The following is a 15,680-nucleotide window of genomic DNA, read 5'->3' as shown; positions in this document are numbered from 1 at the left end:
CCAATGACTGCGATGATCGACATCACCAGCGCCGAAAAGACCTTTACCATGCATCTGCAGGGCGGCGTCGAGCTGCCCGCGGTCCGCGGCGTCTCGTTTCAGGTCGAGCCGGGCGAATGCGTCGTGCTGTCGGGCCCCTCAGGCGCCGGCAAATCCTCGATCCTGAAAATGATCTTTGGCAATTACCGCTGCGATGGCGGCCGGATCGGCATCCGGCATCAGGGCACGGTGATCGACCTTGCCACAGCCGAGCCGCGGCAGGTGCTCAGCGTGCGCCGCAAGACCATCGGCTATGTCAGCCAGTTCTTGCGGGCGGTGCCGCGGGTCGCCACCATCGACGTGGTACCGGAGCCGCTGATCGCGAACGGAATTGCACGCGCGGAAGCCCGCGAGAAGGCGGGCGCGCTGCTACGCCGCCTCAACATTCCCGAGCGGCTGTGGGCACTTCCGCCATCGACGTTCTCCGGCGGCGAGCAGCAGCGCGTCAACATCGCGCGTGGTTTCATCTCCGATCTGCCAATTCTGCTGCTGGACGAACCGACCGCCTCGCTCGACGCGGCCAATCGCGCTGTTGTCGTTGAGTTGATTGAACAGAAGAAGCGACAGCGCGTCGCGATGGTGGCGATCGTCCATGACGATAAAATTCGCCATCTGATCGCCGACCGCATCGTCGACGTGACATCGTTTGCCGCCGCGGCATGAAGGAAGATGTGAGATGACTTCGAAGCACGAAACCATCCTCGGCAATGCCCGCCTCGTACTGGCCGATCGCGTGATCGAGCACGGCTGGGTCGCTTTCGCAGATGGCCGCATCGCCGAATATGGCGAGGGTACTGCACCGTCAGGCAGCGAGGACGCCGGTGGCGACCTGATCATGCCCGGCCTGATCGAGCTCCACACCGACCATCTCGAAATGCACTATGTGCCGCGCCCAAAGGTGTTTTGGGATCCGATCGCAGCGGTGGTTTCCTACGACGGACAATTGGCCACCTCGGGCATCACCACGGTTCTGGATTCGCTGCGGGTCTGGCGCGAGGACGGTGCCGAGGACGTCGACGGCAGGGCAGGCGTGCTCGCGGGTGCGATCACGGCGGCGCGTGAGGCAAACCTGCTGCGCGCAGAACACTTCCTGCATCTGCGCTGCGAAATTCCGATGCCAAGCGTCGTCGAGGAAGCCAAGGAGCTGATCGACCGGCCGGACGTGCGGCTGATGTCGCTGATGGACCATACGCCGGGTCAGCGCCAGTTCCGCGACGAGGTCAAGCTCCGCGATTATTACCGCGGCAAGGGCGGCGGCATGACCGATGCCGAGCTCGATGTACTGTTCGAGAAGCGCTTTGCCTATCAGAAGGCCTATGCCGCGACCAACATGCGTGAAATCGTGGCGCTTGCCCATCGATATGAAATTCCGCTCGCCAGCCACGATGACACGACCGAGGAAAATGTCGCCGATGCGATCCAGGATCGCGTTTCCGTCGCTGAGTTTCCGACCACGATGGAAGCCGCCCGCGGCCTGCATCAGGCCGGCATCGGCATCCTGATGGGCGCGCCGAACGTGGTCCGCGGCGGCTCGCATTCCGGCAACATCGCCGCGATCGATCTCGCCCGCGAGGGACTGTTGGACATCCTGTCGTCCGACTACATCCCCTCCAGCCTTTTGATGGCAGCCCTGCAGTTGCCGCAGCATGTGCCGGCGATCGATCTGGCCTGCGCCGTCCGCACCGTCACCAAGACACCGGCCGAGGCCGTGGGTCTTGCGGACCGTGGCGAGATCGCAGCCGGCAAGCGGGCCGATGTGATCCGGGTGCATGTCGCCCGCAACATTCCGGTGGTGCGCAGCGTCTGGCGGGAAGGGCGGCGCGTGGCATGACGGAAATCTTGACAACCGCAGCGCCAGGCCAGGCCACCGCAATCGGGCCGGGCCGTTTGATCCTGGTGGTCGGTCCGAGCGGCGCCGGCAAGGACACGCTGCTCGGCCTCGCCAAGGCCGCCTGCGCCGATGACAGCAAAATTGCGTTTCCACGCCGTGTGATTACGCGCGAGGCGTCGGCGTCGGAAGAAAACCAACAGGTCAGCGCCGGAACGTTCCGGGAGGCGCTGGCGCGTGGCGAATACGCCATGCATTGGGAGGCCCACGGCCATTGCTACGCACTGTCGCGCGCGATCGACGACGAAATCCGCGCCGGGCGAACCATCGTTGCCAACGTATCGCGCACCGTGATTGGCGCGATGCGCCGCGCCTATGCCGACGTGGTGGTGGTTTCGATCACTGCCCCGCCAAACGTTCTGGCCGAACGGCTTGCGATGCGGCGGCGGAGCAGCGACGGCAGGCTCGAAGCGCGCTTAGGTCGCACGGTGGAGGATGCGGCGGCCGCGCCCGACGTCACCATCGTCAATACCGGCAGTGCCGAATATCATGCCCGCCAGCTCGTCCGCGTCATCAAGGGCGAGAAATGGGACGATCGATTGGAGAGCTAAAATGACTGTTGTCGCGACCATCGAGCAGCTCGAGGCCATCTATGGCTTTCCCAACGATGCCTCGACTGTCAAGGTCGCGGACAGGATCACGCCAGCCTATCGGACGTTGATGGACAAATCGCCGTTCGCAGCGCTCGCGACCTGCGGACCGGAGGGGCTGGACTGCTCGCCGCGCGGCGATCTGCCGGGCTTCGTTCGCATCCACGATGAGGCAACGTTGATGATGCCGGATCGCCGCGGCAACAACCGCTGCGATTCGCTGCGCAATATCGTGCGCGATCCGCGTGTGGCGCTGTTGTTTCTCATCCCCGGCTCCGGCAGCACGTTGCGTATCAACGGCCGCGCACACGTCTCGGCCGATCCGGAATTGCTCGCGTCGTTCAAGATGGAGGGTAAGGCGCCGCGCACCGTCATCGTCATGGCGGTCGAAGAGGTTTATTTCCAGTGCGCGCGCGCCCTCGTGCGTTCCGATCTCTGGAATCCCGACAAGCGCGTCGACCCGAGAAGCTTGCCGACGCCCGGCCAGATCCTTGCCGAAATGAGCGACAACGCCGTCGGCGGCGAGAAATACGATCGGGAATGGCCGGAGCGCGCGCGGCAGACGATGTGGTGATGCGCTGATCGTCGTCGCTGATCATCCTGCCGGAACATGCGGGCAGGTCATGGATCGCGGCTTGCTGCCGCGCTTGTCGATGGGCACGTTGCAATTGTCGATCCGTTGCTCGTCCATCCATTTTTTTCCAAGGCGCTCTTTTCCGGTCAGCGATGATCCGTCAGCCGGCAGGGCGGTTTCCGCATTCGGTGCGGTTTGGCCAGGCTGCCTTTCCTGCGCAAACACCCCCGATGCAAAGCACAGCGCGAAAAGAAAACTGATCAACCCGCGGTGAATCGGTTCCATTGGATTGTCCTCACCAGAAACCCACCCATCAGACTAAACATGTTGATATTCACGTAGCCACCCGGAACCTGCGGACAACGGGTCGGTTGCCTCTCATCGCGTTGCGCGCTCTTCACAAGAAAAGGTAAGGAGAGACAGATGAAAATGAAACGGCTCATTCTTGCCGGTTGCTCGATCCTGGTCTTGAGCACCGGCGCGGCACTGGCGGGTCCTTGCGAGACGGGACGCGCGGCCAATCTGAAGGATGCTGGCTCCGGACCGGCCAAGATGGGCAACAGTCAGACAACGGGTATGGCCGGCAGCACCGATAAACATCCGCCGACCGATACGATGAATCGAGCGGCTGGAGAAACTGCTGCATCTTCACAAGATACGCAACGGCAGATGCAAGGCGAACCGACGGCGGCACAGCAGGCTGAAGGTGCCAAGGCCGACAAGGTCACAGAGGCGGACAAGGACTGCTGAAGATACGTATCGACCCTGGTCGTCATACGGCTTCGGCAGACAAGCGCGGATGCGCAATAGGAGGTCGTTCGAACTGTGATTGGACGGATCCTCGCGGTGAATGCGTCGATTCGGCGCCCTCATCCGCAGGGTTTGTCCAAGAGGGAAGTAGGCTTGTCCAAGAGCGAACTTCTTCCTTCGGAGATAGTGCGCTGAGTGCGACCTTCGACCTTCCGTACTTGCGCTCTGTCCACGGTGACCCTAGTTTTCGTCCCGGCACGAATGTCGTGCCAGCACTGCTTGGGAGGACCCCTGATGAGTTGGAAGACTCGAAGATCGTCGAAGTGTCGGTGGGCATGGAAATCAACATGTACGCCTGCGCGGCGCGTAAATAGACGCGTCGAAACGGTCTGCCCGGCTCTGGCAACAGTCTGTTGCTGTGGGCCGGGCAAGCTGTTCAACTACCATGAAGTCCTCCATTGCTTGCACCAAGAGTAAGCCCGCGGATCCTGCCAAAACCACAGGGATTTCCGTAGGCGGTCGGCGGTACCGATCCGGCCAGTTTCTGCGCTGCTCCACCTGAATTCCGTATTTTCCCATGGCTCGCGGACGGTCGCCGCATCATGCTAGGGTATGCCCGGCCGGCACCGCCGGGAATCACCCGTTCCACCCCATGACCCGCTGAATGCGAATGTCTATGCGTGCAAGGACCTTCCAGGCGGCGGTCGTATCCTTTGCTGCGCTGCTGCCGGCTTGTGGCTATGCCGAGGGCATCGACACCGAGCATCTGTTCGGCTTCATGATCGGCACCGATGTCGGCAATGTCGGCGAACGGGAGTTTCAGAGCGAGACGACCGGGCGCTTCGGCAGAAACGGAGGTACTTACCGGGCGGTCGGCCAGGAGTTTGAACTGGAGTTTGTGCCGGTCCGGAATTTTAGAATCGAGGTAGGAAGCACGTTTGCGTCGCATCTGATCAGTGGCGTGCCGGGCCTTGACGACCAGCGCCGGCTGTCATGGCAGGGTGGGTCGATCGATTTGCGCTACCGCTTTCTCGATCGGGAAACGGCACCATTCGGGGTTACGTTCGCGACGGAAGCGCACGCGCATCGTGTCGAGGAGACGACCGCTGAAGCGGTCCGGAGTTTCGGGACTGAATTCAGGCTGGCGTTCGATCGCGAGCTCGTAGCGAATCGCGTCGTCGCGGCGTTCAACCTGATCTACGAACCAGAGTGGACACGATTGATCGGCAGTGGCGCGATGGAGCGGGTCTACCGCCGGCACGGCGCTTGGGGTCATGGCGCAGTTGCATCCCGGTTTCTTGCTAGGCGGCGAGGCGCGTTACCTGCGAAAATATGAGGGGATCAGTCTGGACAAACTTGCAGGGCAGGCGTTGTTTGTCGGTCCGACCGCATATTTCCAGTTGTCGAAAAGCTCGCGGCTGACCGCGAGCTGGAGCTTGCAAGCGTGGGGGCGTCCGGCGGGGGCGACTGCCTGCCTTGATCTCGTCAATTTCGAACGTCACCAGGCGCGGCTGGTATTTGGCGTCAACTTTTAGGGCTGGCGGCTGCGCGCGCGGCCCCGAGTTCCGACTTTTTCACGGGGTAGTGAAACGTCAGGCCGCCCATTGCCGTAGCTCTTTGCGTTAATCTGTTCGAGAACAATGCAAGGGATATCAGATATGACTCCGATAGATTTGGTCGTGACCGTCTGTGCGGTGCTCTCGCCCACCACTTGCGAGGAAACCCATTTGGTCTTTTCTTCAAATGCTTCATTGCAGCAATGTGCCATGAATGCGCAGCCCTACATCGCGCAGTGGATTGGCGAACACCCGAAATGGACCGCGGTCAAGTGGCGCTGCGAATATCCAGGTACCAATCGGAAGGCATCCGGCGACGCCATGTGGTCAGCAGGCTAAATAATCGTCCAGCGGCGGCTATTTGTTACAGTCCTTCAAGTCCTTGTCCGCGATCGAAAACACGGCGTCAGCCTTGATTTCGATCTCGCGAACGAAGCAGTGCTTTGAGCCGCGATAGCCGACCTTGGCGTCATAACGTCCCGGCTCCACGCCCGAGATGCGCAGGCGTTCGTCGTGGTCGACCTCCTTGTCCTTGTCGTTCAGGGTGAGGTTGGGACCCCAATCGTTCTTGCCGGGCGGGGAAAGCTGAAACTCGGAAATGGTCGCCGTCGTAAGATTCCACAACCGGATGCCTTTTCCCTGCGCGGCCACCTCGTTGGCGCTCGTTGACAGCAGTGCCACCAAAGCCAGTATCCATCGCATCGGTCATCCTTTCGTCGCGGGGCGCCTGGAGCCGTCATTGCCTGATCAGACGGTCTCGATTCTTGACTTTATCGAAGTTTCTTGCCCGATCGAGACCGATCGGGGCGATCAACCGGGCCGTATCGAGATCCGCACCTTCGAAATCGGTATCGACGACGGTGACGCCGGTCAGGTCGGCTCCGCCCAGTTGGGCACTCTTGAGAGATGCGCCGGTGAGGTCGCCGCTCTTCAGCACCGCAAATTCGAGATCGACGCGAGACAGATCGGCACCGCGCGCGTTCAGGCGTTCCAAATTGGCCGATTTCAGCACCGCGCGCATCAGGCCCATCGATTGGTTGCGCATGTCGGCACCGAGATTTGCGCCCGCGATCGAAGCGCCGACGAGGCTCGCACCGGTGAGATCGGCAGCGACGCGCGCTCCCGAAAGATCGGCGCCGTCGAGGCGGGCGCGAGCCATCTGCGAAGCGAACAGGTTTGCGTTCCTTAGGCTTGCGCCGGTCAGGTCGGCTTCGATTAGCCAAGCCTGGTCGAGAATTGCGCGATCGAGTGTGGCGCCAGCGAGCTTTGTCTTGTTGAGTCGGGCCGCGCGGAACGTTGCGCCGGACAGGTTGAGGCCCGATAGGTCCAGGCCGGATAATCTCTTCCCGGTGAAATCGGCGGGCGCGGCGGTGGTCGCTGAGGCGAGCGCGGCCTCGACCTCTCCGCGGGTCAATTCGGCCGAGACCATATCGGGCGACGTCAGGTCAACATGACGCATCATGTCCTGGGCCGTTGCCGTCATCGCCACAAGAGCAAGACCGATCGCTGCAGTTCCGATCGAGCGTTTCATCGTCAACCCCAACCGATCACGCATCCTAGCACCGGCCTGAGGCACTGCCTATGACCCATCCTGCCTGGTGGGACAGCCATCGATCCGCCGCATGATTTCCGATTTGATTGCGGCGATCTCGACCTCTCCGCGTGCGCTACGCGGCGTGCGGATAGGCAGGTCCGCGAGAACCCGGGCCGGGCGCGGCGACAGCAGGATCACGCGATCGCCGAGACGAACCGCATCGTCTACATCATGGGTGACCAGCAGCGTCATCACGGAGCGACCGTCTATCAACATGGCGATCTCATCGCGCAGGCGGCTCGCAAGAGCGGCGTCCAGCGAGGCGAGCGGTTCGTCGAGAATAAGGAATTCCGGCTCAACGGCGAAGGCGCGGGCAAGCGCCACGCGCCGCGCGAGGCCGAGCGATAACTCGCCGGGAAAATGGTTGCGATGTGCCTTCAGCTCCAGAATTTCGAAGAGTGCTGAAAGCTTCGGTTCATCGGCAAGAGGCGCGGCAAGTCGCACATTCTCCTCGACCGATCGCCACGGCAACAGCCGCGGCTCCTGGAATACGAAGCCGATCCGCGCGCCGGCGGGTCGCGAGACGCGCCCTTGAAAATCGGGGTCGAGGCCGGCGAGGATCCGAAGCATCGTGCTCTTGCCGCAGCCGGACGGGCCGACCAATACACCAACCTCTCCTGCATTAAGCGCAAAGGCGACGCCGGCGATGACGTCGTGCTGTTCGCCCGCCGCGCTCTTGAATGTCTTGCTGGCGATTTCGACCTCAAGCCGCACGGGGACGCCACCGGGATGACCGGGCCTCAAACGGCTGGACCAGCAAGGTTTCAATGAGAAGCACGACCGCGGCGAAGCTCAGCGAGTAGGCAAGCAATAAAGGAATGTCGAATAGCTGGAACGCCACGCCAATCTCGAAACCAACACCGTTTGGACGTCCAAGCAATTCCGCAACAAGTACGATCTTCCAGACCAGGGAAAGTCCTGACCGTGCCGCGGCTGCGATGTAGGGCGACAGTTGAGGCAAAATGACGTGTCGAAACCTGCTCCAGCGGGGCAATGCGAACACCGTCGCCATTTCGTCGAGCGCCGCGTCGAGGGCACGCGCGCCCTCACGTAGCGTCACGACGGCGGTCGGGAGTTTGTTGATGGCGATTGCCGCAATTGCAGCGACTTCGGTCAATCCGGCCCAGATGTAGGCGAGCACGATGACCACGAGCGCCGGCAGATTGAGCAGCAGGATCAGCCAGGGGTCGCCAAGCCGATCGGCAAGCCGCACCCGGCCCATCAGGTATCCGATAGCCGTGCCCAGCGCCATCGCCAGCGTGAAGGCGAGCGTAACGCGCGCCAATGTCGCGCCGAGATGGAAGAACAGGTTGCCCGACCTGGCTTCCGCGATCATAGCCGTGAGCACGGTGGGTGGAGGTGGCAGCTTCGCGTCACCGGCAAACAGCGAAGCGATCCACCAGATCGCGACGAACATGGCGAACGACAGCAGGCGTGCCACCTCAATCTCCCGGGATCGCGTGATAGAATGTTCCGGCATCCAGTTCAGGCGCTGGCCCGACAAGTTCATGACCGCCGATTTCAGCCAGCACGCGGTAGAGAATGCGTGCGTCGGCTTCTTCGTCGGCGATCGGACGACGCGGAATTCCCTCTCGATAGCGATCACGATAGGCGCGCAACGTTGCGGCGTCTGGAGCGCCGGTCAGCGGTGCAATTTTCTCCCACTCGGCATCCGAGGTCGACAGAATCTCCTTCGCCGCGCGGGTCATGGCGATGAAGCGGGCAATTTTGTCCTGGTTTGTGTTCGCCCATTTGTCGTCGAAGACGTAGCCGAGCATCGCGGAGCGGCCTTTGGCGCCTAGTTTCGGCAGCAGGTCCTCGATGCCGGCGAGGCGCCGGAAGCCTTTTGCTTCCAGTGCCGCACAGAAATTCCAGTAGTTCACGGTCGCATCCATTTCGCCGCTCAGCGTCTTGGCTGCCAGCAGCGGCGGCGCGCCGTAAGCGATTGTCGCGTCCGACTTCAGGTCGATGCCGCCCTGTTTCAACCATGCCAGAAGCAGCAGCCAGTTCTTGTCGATCGGCCCGCCCGCGACGGCGAGCTTGCGGCCCTTGAGATCGGCCAAGGTCTGGATCGGTGACGAGGCAGGGACCATCACGGCGCCGAGCGCGCTCGAATACGGATAGAATGTCAGCTTGGCGCCAAGCCCGCGTTCGCGCGACACCCAAAGCCAGTCGGTAACCACAATGTCGGCATTTCCGGCGCGAAGCGCAATCTTGCCCGCCTCGGGGCTCGCCAGTTCGAGAACCTGGACCGAAAGGTTGGCATGCTTGTCGAGGCCGTGCGCTCGGATCACTGCAAGTTCCCAGGCGAACGTTCCGGTCTTCTGCACCGCAACGCGTAAGGCCTCGGCGCTGCAGCACGTGCCGAGCGAGACCAAGACAATCGTAGCAACCAGTGTGCGAACGAAATGCGTCATGGTGCTTGAGCCGTATCCTTGAAACGTCTGCTTTTCAGCGCGCCAGTCATAGCATAGCTTCCACGGTTAACAGCGGGAGGAAGAGTATGACGCTTGTCGGATGGGTACGACGTATTGTCGCCACGTTGACAGCGCTGATGGCGACTGCGGTGGTCGCGCACGCCCAGGACATCAATGATTATCCGACGTCGGCGCGCGTCGAATATGTTTTCGGGTGCCTGAAGGCAAATGGCGAGACGCGGAAGGCGATCGAGCAATGTTCCTGTTCGGTCGACGTCGTGGCTTCACTCTTGCCCTACCAGCGCTATGTCACGGCCGAAACCGTGCTCAGTATGTCGCAGGTCCGAAGCGATCTGGGCGGCCCGTTCCGCACGTCGGAGCAGGCGGCAAGCGCGCTCAACGAGCTTAGGCGAGCCCAGGCCGAAGCGGAGGTCCGCTGCTTCTGAATGCGGACATTGTACGAGCTGGTGACGTACGCGCTGGTGACATGGCCCCCGGCTCTGCAGCGCATCACTCCGTGCTGCGCTGCGTCCGGGGCACGAGAGAAACGGCTCAAGCCTGATAGTCGGTATCAAGTCCCCGAATCATCCACCTTCCATTCGCGCTGGAAGACGTGCCCCTCGGTATCTTTTGCCTCGGCGCGGAAACGTTTCGCGCCATTGGAGACGTAGGTGAATCTGATATTGGGGTCCTCTGAAATGGAAATGCCGCCTTCCATCGTCAACACCGGGCTGTCATCCTGCCAGAGCCGCAGTTCATTGATGAAGAAGGCCGGGACATACAGGTGCGTGACCTGGTCCATCTGCAAGCCGGAATTGTTGGGATGGCCGATCATGATCTGGGCTTCGCGCGCGCCGCCGACCGGCCCTTCGCCGGCCTTCGCGAACTGCCGATAGCGCATCTGGCCGAGCCTGGCCTTGGCGTCGTTGGCGTTTTTGGCGGCGGGTGCCGAACAGCCGCCGGAGGCCTTTACATAGGTTTTGGTCATGTAAAGTTTGCCGTCGCTGAGTTCGGCCACCGCATGGACATCGGTGTAATTGTTGACGCGGACGCGGGTGGAGATTTCCGAGACGTTGGCGTCCGGTCCAAGCTGGAACTTCGCCGCCATCGGCGCGGGATTCTGGTCGATGACCAGCGTAATGCTCAGCACCTGTCGGCTATCGCCGGTCGCAAGTTTCGTTCGCAAGGTGACCGGGACGATTGCGGCATCCTCGGCACGCGACGGCATTTCGATGCCGATCACGTCGCTGCCATCGTTCATCGGACGATTGTTGAAGATGTCCTGCACCAGTCCAGGCCAGAGGTCATTTGCCTCTGCCGCGAGCGCCATCGGTGCGCCGCAGATTAGCAAACCAGCGACGCCGAAGAGGCGGAACAGATATCCGGACATGGTCAAGACCTTCGCGCGGATGGAAGCAACGCACGCAACATAGGGCAAAGCGCATGCTATTCCCATTCAATTTCCGAGAATGCTGCGGTTGCGTTGCGGGCGTTGAAGTCGTCGAACAATTCCCACCGGGATCGCTCGGAGCTTGCTGCAGTACCCGCCGCTGCCCCTATCGGTTCGCCGCGGGCGATGAGCCCGCGTACATCTGAGGCCAGCGTTTCAAGGTAACGACGCTGGTCGGTGAGGGCGGCCGGCCATCCGCTCACGGGACCGTGACCGGGAACCACACGCTCCGCAGGCAAGGCGCCGAGTTCGCCGATGACGGCCAGCCAGCCGCGGATGCTGCCGTCCAGCACGGGCGTGTGAGTGAGAAACACGAGGTCGCCCGCGAACAGGGTGCCGGTCTTTTCATCTAGCACAGTGAGATCGCAATCGCTGTGCGCGGCAGGCCACGCCCGTACGGTGAGGATTCGTCCGCCGAGATCGAGCTGGAGCGTGCCGCTGACGAGCAGCGTCGGCGGCACGATGCGTATTTCGTCGATCAATTGATCACCCATCGTGCGGCGAAATGCGTCGAGATAGAATTGTCCGCGCGCCGCCAGCGCGCGCGGCAGGTTCGCGTGGCCGACAAACGTCGTTGCGTCCTGCACGAAAGCGCCGTTGCCGAAGATGTGGTCGGGGTGGCCGTGCGTACTGATGACGTAGCGGATCGGCTTGCCGGTCCGGGCGCGAATGGCTGCCAGCAACTGCCGTCCCTCGCGAAGGCTGCCGCCCGTATCGATGACGGCGACCGCGTCCTCGCCGATGATGAAACCGACATTGGCGATCGCGCCTGCGTTCTCGCGCGTCATCTGCGCGGTTTGGCCGTTGTGTATGAATACGCCATCCGCAATGGAGTTGACGGGCAGCTCCTGTTGCTGCGCGAAAGAAGCTGTGATCGCCGCGATCATCGCGAGCGCGGCAAGGATCCATGCGGGATGAGCCATAATTCGGCCTTCGTCTCTCCACGAAGCGCAGCCGGCAATTCAATGTTTCATCGCGGCTGCGTTTGCGTCGCAGCACGGGCGGCCAGTTCGCCGGGATTATTCCTGTTGCGTGCCCCAATTGACAAGCATAGCATTTTGCTTGTCTGCGGCTTCAACGGAACTTCATTCGTCGAGGTTGCCGATATCTTTTGCGAGTTGGCAACAATAGCGAGCCGGAAGTGCTGCAGCTTTCCATGACATGTGCCAGACAGAAGCGCTGGCTGGCGATTTCAACCTTGGTGATGCTCGCGGTGTTTTTCGGGCGCGATGTTGCGCGCGCGCAGATCAAGGAAGGCGGCGATCTGTCGATTGAGCTCGTCGATCCCAAGGTGCTGCGCGTCTGCGCCGATCCGCATAATTTGCCGTTTTCCAACGACAAGGGCGAGGGATTCGAGAACAAGCTCGCCGAATTGTTCGCCGAGAAGCTGCACAAGAAACTGGACTACATGTACTTCCCGCAGGCGACGGGCTTCGTCCGGATGACGCTTGGCGCCCATCGTTGCGATGTCATCATGGGCTTCCCACAGGGAGATGACGTGGTCCAGGGCACCAATCCCTATTACCGCACCGCCTACGCGCTGGTCGTCAAGAAGGGCAGCGGCCTCGACGAAGTGACCACGCTGGAAGACGAGCGTCTCAAGGGCAGGCATATCGGCATCGTGGCCGGAACACCGCCTGCCACGAATATGGCGGTCAACGGCCTGATGGCGAATGCCAAACCGTATCAGTTGATGGTCGATACCCGCTTGGATTCGTCAGCGGAGGCCATGATAGCCGACCTGATGTCCGGTAAGATCGACGCCGGCATTCTCTGGGGGCCGATGGCCGGCTTCTATGCGAAGAAGGCGGACCCCCCGCTCCATGTCACGCCCCTCGTGAAGGAAAAGTCAGGCCCTCGATTGGCGTATCGTATCGGCATGGGGGTGCGGGCGGCCGACCAGAACTGGAAGCGGCAGCTCAATCGCCTGATCCAGGAAAACCAGCCGGCCGTCAACAAGATACTGCTGGACTTCGGCGTTCCCTTGCTCGATGAGAATGACCGGCCGATCGGTGCGGAGACGGCAACCAAAGCCCCATGAGAGAAGCGCTCGCAGGCCTGATCCTTGCGACATTCCCATTCGTCGTCTCGACCTTCGCGCAGGAGAGGCCTCCCGAGCCCGACGGGTATCGCATGGAAGATTACCGTGCGCCGGTTCCCGCAACCCTTGCCGGTGTACGCGTGCTGACCACCGCAGAGGCCGAGGCGATCTGGCGCGCCAAGGCCGGCGCATTCATCGACGTGATGCCTCGTGCGCCGAAGCCGCAAAATCTTCCCGAAGGCACCATCTGGCGCGACAAGCCGCGGCTCAACATTCCCGGCAGCGTGTGGCTGCCGGACACCGGCTACGGAAAGCTCGCGGCCGTAACGGAAGACTATCTGCAGCGCGGGCTTGTCGGCGCGACGGCAGGCAACAACGCTGCGCTGGTGGTGGTCTACTGCCTTGCCGATTGCTGGATGTCGTGGAACGCGGCCAAGCGCATCCTCACTTACGGCTATTCCAACGTGGCGTGGTATCCTGACGGGACCGACGGGTGGGAAAGGGCCGGTCTGGCGCTGGCGGAGTCGCATCCGGAGCCGCGGACCGGCGAGGAGACCGCATCGCCGCGTTAGCGACTATTCGATCTCCTGCTGAATCGTTCGTCCGAGGGCAAACAGCCGCTGGTCGATCGCTGTCGGCACCTCGCAGACGAATTTGATGACGTTCCGCCGGTCTTCGAAGATGCGCGTTTGCCAGACGAGTTGATTGCTGAGTTCGTCGATCTTCGTCTGGTTGGGCGGCGTTTCGCCCTGCAGCGCTTGCAAGGCCAGCGTGTCGGTGCGGATTTTATCCGCCGCTTCGCGCTGTTTGCGGGTGACGCGCTCCAAGCCGTTCATAACCTGGGAGCGTTGGGCATTGAGAGACTCGAACAAGCCGGCAAACAGCAGTTTCCCGCTTGCGGTCTTGTCGGCTGCACCGTTCAGATATTCCGTGATTGCCTTTTGCGCCTCCTCGAGCGGGGTCCGCCTTGCCGCGAGCTTCGCGACCAGCGCGCTGACGTTGGCATCGTCCTTCCACTTGCCGGAGACGTCGTCGAGTGGCGGGCCTGCCCACACCGCGGCGACGGATATCTCGGGTACCTTGGCCTGCGTGCACGGCCAGTCCGGATAGCGTGGATCGGCGGCGTGGCTGTACCCGCTCACGGCCGCAACGGCAAGGAGTACGGAGATCGCGATCCGGTATTTCATGTCTCGCCTCCGGCAGGGCCGCGGCGGATCAGGCCACGCGATGGATCGTAGGCGAGGATGGCGCCGATCATGAAGGCGATCGTGCAGCCTCCGACGACCGCAAGCGCGATCCAATTCATTTGCCCATATAGCGCAAAACGTATCAACTCCACCGCATGCGTGAACGGATTGAACAGGCAGACATAGTAGAGCATCGGACTGCTCTCCAGGATGCGCCATAGTGGATAAAGCGCCGAGGAAGCAAAGAACATCGGAAAGATGACAAAGTTCATCACGCCCGCAAAGTTCTCGAGCTGTTTGATGCCGGACGAGATCAGCATGCCCAACGCGCCGAGCATCAGGCCTGAGAGGACCAGCGCCGGCAGCACCGTAAGATAGCCGGTCGGCGGCGCTGCGATATCCCAGAACCAGGCGATCAGCAGGAAGGCATAGACCTGAAGCAGCGAGACCGCGGTTCCCGCCAGAAGCTTGCAGGACAAGAGGAACCATCGCGGCAGCGGGCTCACCAGCAAGGTCCGCATGTTGCCCATTTCTCGGTCGTAAACCATGGAGAGCGAGGACTGCATGCCGTTAAAGAGCTGGATCATCGCCATCAGCCCGGGCGCGATATAGACCTCGTAAAGAATGTAGGTCTCATATGGGGGGATGATGGAGAGGCCGAGCACCTGACGGAAGCCTGCGGCGAAGATGAACAGCCACACCAGGGGGCGCACGAGCGCGGAGATGAAGCGTTCGCGCTGGTGCAGGAAGCGAAGCGCCTCGCGCCACACGATGCCGTTCAGGCAGATCAGATATTCGGCCAGCGAGAAGCCACGCTGGATTGGCGGCATGGCTGCCGATGTCATGACGTTGAACTCCCGTTCTGAGCGGTGGAGCCGGTCAACCGCATGAACGCCGTGTTGATGTCGCTACCGCCGGCATCGGCGATCACCCGCGCCACCTTGCCCTGGGCCAATACGCGGCCCTGATGCAGCACGACGAGATCGTCGTTCGAACCGATCTCATCGAACAGATGCGTCGCCCACAGCACGCTTATTCCCTGTTCGGCAACGAGCTGCCGAACGTGGCTGAGGATGTCGGCGCGCGCCTTGACGTCGAGGCCGACGGTTGCTTCGTCAAGCAGGAGCAGGCGCGGGCGATGCAGCAGCGCCCGCGCGATCTCCAATCGTCGCATCTGGCCGCCGGAGAGATCGCGCACCTTGCTGCCGGCGCGGTCGGCAAGGCCGATGCGTGCCAGCACTTCACCGCTGCGCGCGCAGGCATCGCGCCTGCCGATGCCGTGCAAGGCGGCGTGATAAAGCAGATTCTGCGTCACCGAGAGGTCGAGATCGAGCGTGCGGGGCTGAAACACCACGCCGAGCAGCCGCAAGGCTTCGCCGGGTGCCTGCGCGACGTCATGGCCGAAAATTCCGATACGTCCGTGCTGGATTCCGAACAGCCGCGTGATCAGCGAGAACAGGGTGCTCTTGCCGGCGCCGTTCAGGCCGAGCAACGCGGTGAAACTTGCCGGCGCGACGGAAAAGGCGATCTCGATCAGCGCGCGCCGGGTGCCATAGGCATGGCTGACGCCTTCGACCGACAGCGCAGGCATCTC

General features: G+C 62.0%; 21 protein-coding genes and 1 pseudogene. 11 read left to right on the top strand and 11 right to left on the bottom strand.

Annotated elements, in window-relative coordinates; all coding sequences use genetic code 11:
• The first annotated feature begins 3 nt into the window (after window positions 1-3).
• Genes phnL through ACFXS9_RS02695 form a run of 4 tightly spaced genes read left to right on the top strand, consistent with a single transcriptional unit; the run spans window position 4 to window position 3,091 of the window.
• Window positions 4-702: a phosphonate C-P lyase system protein PhnL gene (gene phnL / locus ACFXS9_RS02710; protein ID WP_392684868.1), complete on the top strand. Its 699-nt coding sequence runs from the start codon at window positions 4-6 to the stop codon at window positions 700-702.
• 13 nt (window positions 703-715) lie between these two features.
• Window positions 716-1,870: an alpha-D-ribose 1-methylphosphonate 5-triphosphate diphosphatase gene (locus tag ACFXS9_RS02705; RefSeq protein ID WP_392684865.1), complete on the top strand. Its 1,155-nt coding sequence runs from the start codon at window positions 716-718 to the stop codon at window positions 1,868-1,870.
• Complete coding sequence (gene phnN, locus ACFXS9_RS02700) at window positions 1,867-2,478, top strand: phosphonate metabolism protein/1,5-bisphosphokinase (PRPP-forming) PhnN (protein ID WP_392684862.1); 612 nt, start codon at window positions 1,867-1,869, stop codon at window positions 2,476-2,478. The genes ACFXS9_RS02705 and phnN overlap by 4 nt, the downstream gene beginning before the upstream one ends.
• Window position 2,479: 1 nt before the next feature.
• Window positions 2,480-3,091, top strand: a complete 612-nt coding sequence (locus tag ACFXS9_RS02695) for a pyridoxamine 5'-phosphate oxidase family protein (protein WP_392684859.1) — start codon at window positions 2,480-2,482, stop codon at window positions 3,089-3,091.
• A 21-nt stretch (window positions 3,092-3,112) separates the two neighbouring features.
• Here ACFXS9_RS02695 and ACFXS9_RS02690 read toward each other — a convergent pair whose 3' ends face one another.
• The gene (locus ACFXS9_RS02690) at window positions 3,113-3,376 is read right to left on the bottom strand and encodes a hypothetical protein (RefSeq protein ID WP_065748409.1); all 264 of its coding nucleotides are present in this window, start codon (window positions 3,374-3,376) and stop codon (window positions 3,113-3,115) included.
• A 138-nt stretch (window positions 3,377-3,514) separates the two neighbouring features.
• Between ACFXS9_RS02690 and ACFXS9_RS02685 the strand changes: the two genes are divergently transcribed.
• The 4 genes and pseudogenes from ACFXS9_RS02685 to ACFXS9_RS02670 all read left to right on the top strand — a co-directional run bounded on the left by ACFXS9_RS02685 (window position 3,515) and on the right by ACFXS9_RS02670 (window position 5,736).
• Window positions 3,515-3,841, top strand: coding sequence for a hypothetical protein (locus ACFXS9_RS02685; protein WP_392684857.1), 327 nt, complete (start codon window positions 3,515-3,517; stop codon window positions 3,839-3,841).
• 294 nt (window positions 3,842-4,135) lie between these two features.
• Window positions 4,136-4,215: pseudogene (gene pqqA / locus ACFXS9_RS02680) on the top strand (pyrroloquinoline quinone precursor peptide PqqA).
• Window positions 4,216-4,517: 302 nt separating this feature from the next.
• Complete coding sequence (locus ACFXS9_RS02675) at window positions 4,518-5,177, top strand: hypothetical protein (RefSeq protein ID WP_392684855.1); 660 nt, start codon at window positions 4,518-4,520, stop codon at window positions 5,175-5,177.
• A 322-nt stretch (window positions 5,178-5,499) separates the two neighbouring features.
• Window positions 5,500-5,736 carry a hypothetical protein gene (locus tag ACFXS9_RS02670; protein WP_392684852.1) on the top strand — a complete coding sequence of 79 codons (237 nt, stop codon included), beginning with the start codon at window positions 5,500-5,502 and terminating at the stop codon, window positions 5,734-5,736.
• An 18-nt stretch (window positions 5,737-5,754) separates the two neighbouring features.
• On the opposite strand, the gene ACFXS9_RS02665 is transcribed toward ACFXS9_RS02670, so the two are convergent.
• Genes ACFXS9_RS02665 through ACFXS9_RS02645 form a run of 5 tightly spaced genes read right to left on the bottom strand, consistent with a single transcriptional unit; the run spans window position 5,755 to window position 9,408 of the window.
• Entirely contained in the window at window positions 5,755-6,099 is a 345-nt protein-coding gene (locus ACFXS9_RS02665) for a hypothetical protein (protein WP_392684849.1), read from the bottom strand.
• A gap of 34 nt (window positions 6,100-6,133) precedes the next feature.
• Complete coding sequence (locus tag ACFXS9_RS02660) at window positions 6,134-6,928, bottom strand: pentapeptide repeat-containing protein (RefSeq protein ID WP_392684846.1); 795 nt, start codon at window positions 6,926-6,928, stop codon at window positions 6,134-6,136.
• Between the two features lie 48 nt (window positions 6,929-6,976).
• Window positions 6,977-7,705 carry an ABC transporter ATP-binding protein gene (locus ACFXS9_RS02655; protein WP_392684843.1) on the bottom strand — a complete coding sequence of 243 codons (729 nt, stop codon included), beginning with the start codon at window positions 7,703-7,705 and terminating at the stop codon, window positions 6,977-6,979.
• Window positions 7,695-8,432 (bottom strand): ABC transporter permease, encoded by a 738-nt coding sequence (locus ACFXS9_RS02650; RefSeq protein ID WP_392684840.1) that lies wholly within the window; start codon window positions 8,430-8,432, stop codon window positions 7,695-7,697. Before ACFXS9_RS02650 ends, ACFXS9_RS02655 begins: the two co-directional genes overlap by 11 nt.
• Before the next feature lies 1 nt (window position 8,433).
• Window positions 8,434-9,408, bottom strand: a complete 975-nt coding sequence (locus tag ACFXS9_RS02645; RefSeq protein WP_392684837.1) for an ABC transporter substrate-binding protein — start codon at window positions 9,406-9,408, stop codon at window positions 8,434-8,436.
• Between the two features lie 86 nt (window positions 9,409-9,494).
• Between ACFXS9_RS02645 and ACFXS9_RS02640 the strand changes: the two genes are divergently transcribed.
• Window positions 9,495-9,854: a hypothetical protein gene (locus ACFXS9_RS02640; protein WP_392684834.1), complete on the top strand. Its 360-nt coding sequence runs from the start codon at window positions 9,495-9,497 to the stop codon at window positions 9,852-9,854.
• A 125-nt stretch (window positions 9,855-9,979) separates the two neighbouring features.
• Here ACFXS9_RS02640 and ACFXS9_RS02635 read toward each other — a convergent pair whose 3' ends face one another.
• Complete coding sequence (locus ACFXS9_RS02635) at window positions 9,980-10,798, bottom strand: quinoprotein dehydrogenase-associated SoxYZ-like carrier (protein ID WP_392684831.1); 819 nt, start codon at window positions 10,796-10,798, stop codon at window positions 9,980-9,982.
• A 56-nt stretch (window positions 10,799-10,854) separates the two neighbouring features.
• Window positions 10,855-11,781 (bottom strand): quinoprotein relay system zinc metallohydrolase 2, encoded by a 927-nt coding sequence (locus ACFXS9_RS02630; RefSeq protein ID WP_392684829.1) that lies wholly within the window; start codon window positions 11,779-11,781, stop codon window positions 10,855-10,857.
• A 233-nt stretch (window positions 11,782-12,014) separates the two neighbouring features.
• Between ACFXS9_RS02630 and ACFXS9_RS02625 the strand changes: the two genes are divergently transcribed.
• A complete protein-coding gene (locus ACFXS9_RS02625) occupies window positions 12,015-12,899 on the top strand; it encodes a substrate-binding domain-containing protein (protein WP_392684827.1) in 885 nt (294 codons plus the stop codon).
• Window positions 12,896-13,471, top strand: coding sequence for a PQQ-dependent catabolism-associated CXXCW motif protein (locus ACFXS9_RS02620; RefSeq protein ID WP_392684825.1), 576 nt, complete (start codon window positions 12,896-12,898; stop codon window positions 13,469-13,471). The genes ACFXS9_RS02625 and ACFXS9_RS02620 overlap by 4 nt, the downstream gene beginning before the upstream one ends.
• 3 nt (window positions 13,472-13,474) lie before the next feature.
• On the opposite strand, the gene ACFXS9_RS02615 is transcribed toward ACFXS9_RS02620, so the two are convergent.
• Genes ACFXS9_RS02615 through ACFXS9_RS02605 form a run of 3 tightly spaced genes read right to left on the bottom strand, consistent with a single transcriptional unit; the run spans window position 13,475 to window position 15,677 of the window.
• Window positions 13,475-14,086 carry a hypothetical protein gene (locus ACFXS9_RS02615; protein ID WP_392684822.1) on the bottom strand — a complete coding sequence of 204 codons (612 nt, stop codon included), beginning with the start codon at window positions 14,084-14,086 and terminating at the stop codon, window positions 13,475-13,477.
• Window positions 14,083-14,931 carry an ABC transporter permease gene (locus ACFXS9_RS02610; protein WP_392684819.1) on the bottom strand — a complete coding sequence of 283 codons (849 nt, stop codon included), beginning with the start codon at window positions 14,929-14,931 and terminating at the stop codon, window positions 14,083-14,085. The genes ACFXS9_RS02615 and ACFXS9_RS02610 overlap by 4 nt, the downstream gene beginning before the upstream one ends.
• Window positions 14,928-15,677, bottom strand: a complete 750-nt coding sequence (locus ACFXS9_RS02605) for an ABC transporter ATP-binding protein (protein WP_392687217.1) — start codon at window positions 15,675-15,677, stop codon at window positions 14,928-14,930. The genes ACFXS9_RS02610 and ACFXS9_RS02605 overlap by 4 nt, the downstream gene beginning before the upstream one ends.
• Window positions 15,678-15,680 lie beyond the last annotated feature (3 nt).

The sequence above is a fragment of the Bradyrhizobium sp. RDI18 genome, assembly GCF_043203335.1.
In the GTDB taxonomy this organism is placed as follows: Bacteria; Pseudomonadota; Alphaproteobacteria; order Rhizobiales; family Xanthobacteraceae; genus Bradyrhizobium; species Bradyrhizobium retamae.
This window is presented reverse-complemented; position numbering and strand designations above follow the sequence as displayed.

What these genes read in the sequence shown, in the direction of transcription:
- ACFXS9_RS02635 (WP_392684831.1), bottom strand. Translation starts at nt 10,798, where the DNA reads ATGTCCGGATATCTGTTCCGCCTCTTCGGCGTCGCTGGTTTGCTAATC.
- ACFXS9_RS02640 (WP_392684834.1), top strand. Translation starts at nt 9,495, where the DNA reads ATGACGCTTGTCGGATGGGTACGACGTATTGTCGCCACGTTGACAGCG.
- ACFXS9_RS02610 (WP_392684819.1), bottom strand. Translation starts at nt 14,931, where the DNA reads ATGACATCGGCAGCCATGCCGCCAATCCAGCGTGGCTTCTCGCTGGCC.
- phnL (WP_392684868.1), top strand. Translation starts at nt 4, where the DNA reads ATGACTGCGATGATCGACATCACCAGCGCCGAAAAGACCTTTACCATG.
- ACFXS9_RS02630 (WP_392684829.1), bottom strand. Translation starts at nt 11,781, where the DNA reads ATGGCTCATCCCGCATGGATCCTTGCCGCGCTCGCGATGATCGCGGCG.
- ACFXS9_RS02660 (WP_392684846.1), bottom strand. Translation starts at nt 6,928, where the DNA reads ATGAAACGCTCGATCGGAACTGCAGCGATCGGTCTTGCTCTTGTGGCG.
- ACFXS9_RS02605 (WP_392687217.1), bottom strand. Translation starts at nt 15,677, where the DNA reads ATGCCTGCGCTGTCGGTCGAAGGCGTCAGCCATGCCTATGGCACCCGG.
- ACFXS9_RS02705 (WP_392684865.1), top strand. Translation starts at nt 716, where the DNA reads ATGACTTCGAAGCACGAAACCATCCTCGGCAATGCCCGCCTCGTACTG.
- ACFXS9_RS02620 (WP_392684825.1), top strand. Translation starts at nt 12,896, where the DNA reads ATGAGAGAAGCGCTCGCAGGCCTGATCCTTGCGACATTCCCATTCGTC.
- ACFXS9_RS02670 (WP_392684852.1), top strand. Translation starts at nt 5,500, where the DNA reads ATGACTCCGATAGATTTGGTCGTGACCGTCTGTGCGGTGCTCTCGCCC.
- ACFXS9_RS02675 (WP_392684855.1), top strand. Translation starts at nt 4,518, where the DNA reads ATGCGTGCAAGGACCTTCCAGGCGGCGGTCGTATCCTTTGCTGCGCTG.
- phnN (WP_392684862.1), top strand. Translation starts at nt 1,867, where the DNA reads ATGACGGAAATCTTGACAACCGCAGCGCCAGGCCAGGCCACCGCAATC.
- ACFXS9_RS02690 (WP_065748409.1), bottom strand. Translation starts at nt 3,376, where the DNA reads ATGGAACCGATTCACCGCGGGTTGATCAGTTTTCTTTTCGCGCTGTGC.
- ACFXS9_RS02695 (WP_392684859.1), top strand. Translation starts at nt 2,480, where the DNA reads ATGACTGTTGTCGCGACCATCGAGCAGCTCGAGGCCATCTATGGCTTT.
- ACFXS9_RS02685 (WP_392684857.1), top strand. Translation starts at nt 3,515, where the DNA reads ATGAAAATGAAACGGCTCATTCTTGCCGGTTGCTCGATCCTGGTCTTG.
- ACFXS9_RS02645 (WP_392684837.1), bottom strand. Translation starts at nt 9,408, where the DNA reads ATGACGCATTTCGTTCGCACACTGGTTGCTACGATTGTCTTGGTCTCG.
- ACFXS9_RS02625 (WP_392684827.1), top strand. Translation starts at nt 12,015, where the DNA reads ATGACATGTGCCAGACAGAAGCGCTGGCTGGCGATTTCAACCTTGGTG.
- ACFXS9_RS02615 (WP_392684822.1), bottom strand. Translation starts at nt 14,086, where the DNA reads ATGAAATACCGGATCGCGATCTCCGTACTCCTTGCCGTTGCGGCCGTG.
- ACFXS9_RS02665 (WP_392684849.1), bottom strand. Translation starts at nt 6,099, where the DNA reads ATGCGATGGATACTGGCTTTGGTGGCACTGCTGTCAACGAGCGCCAAC.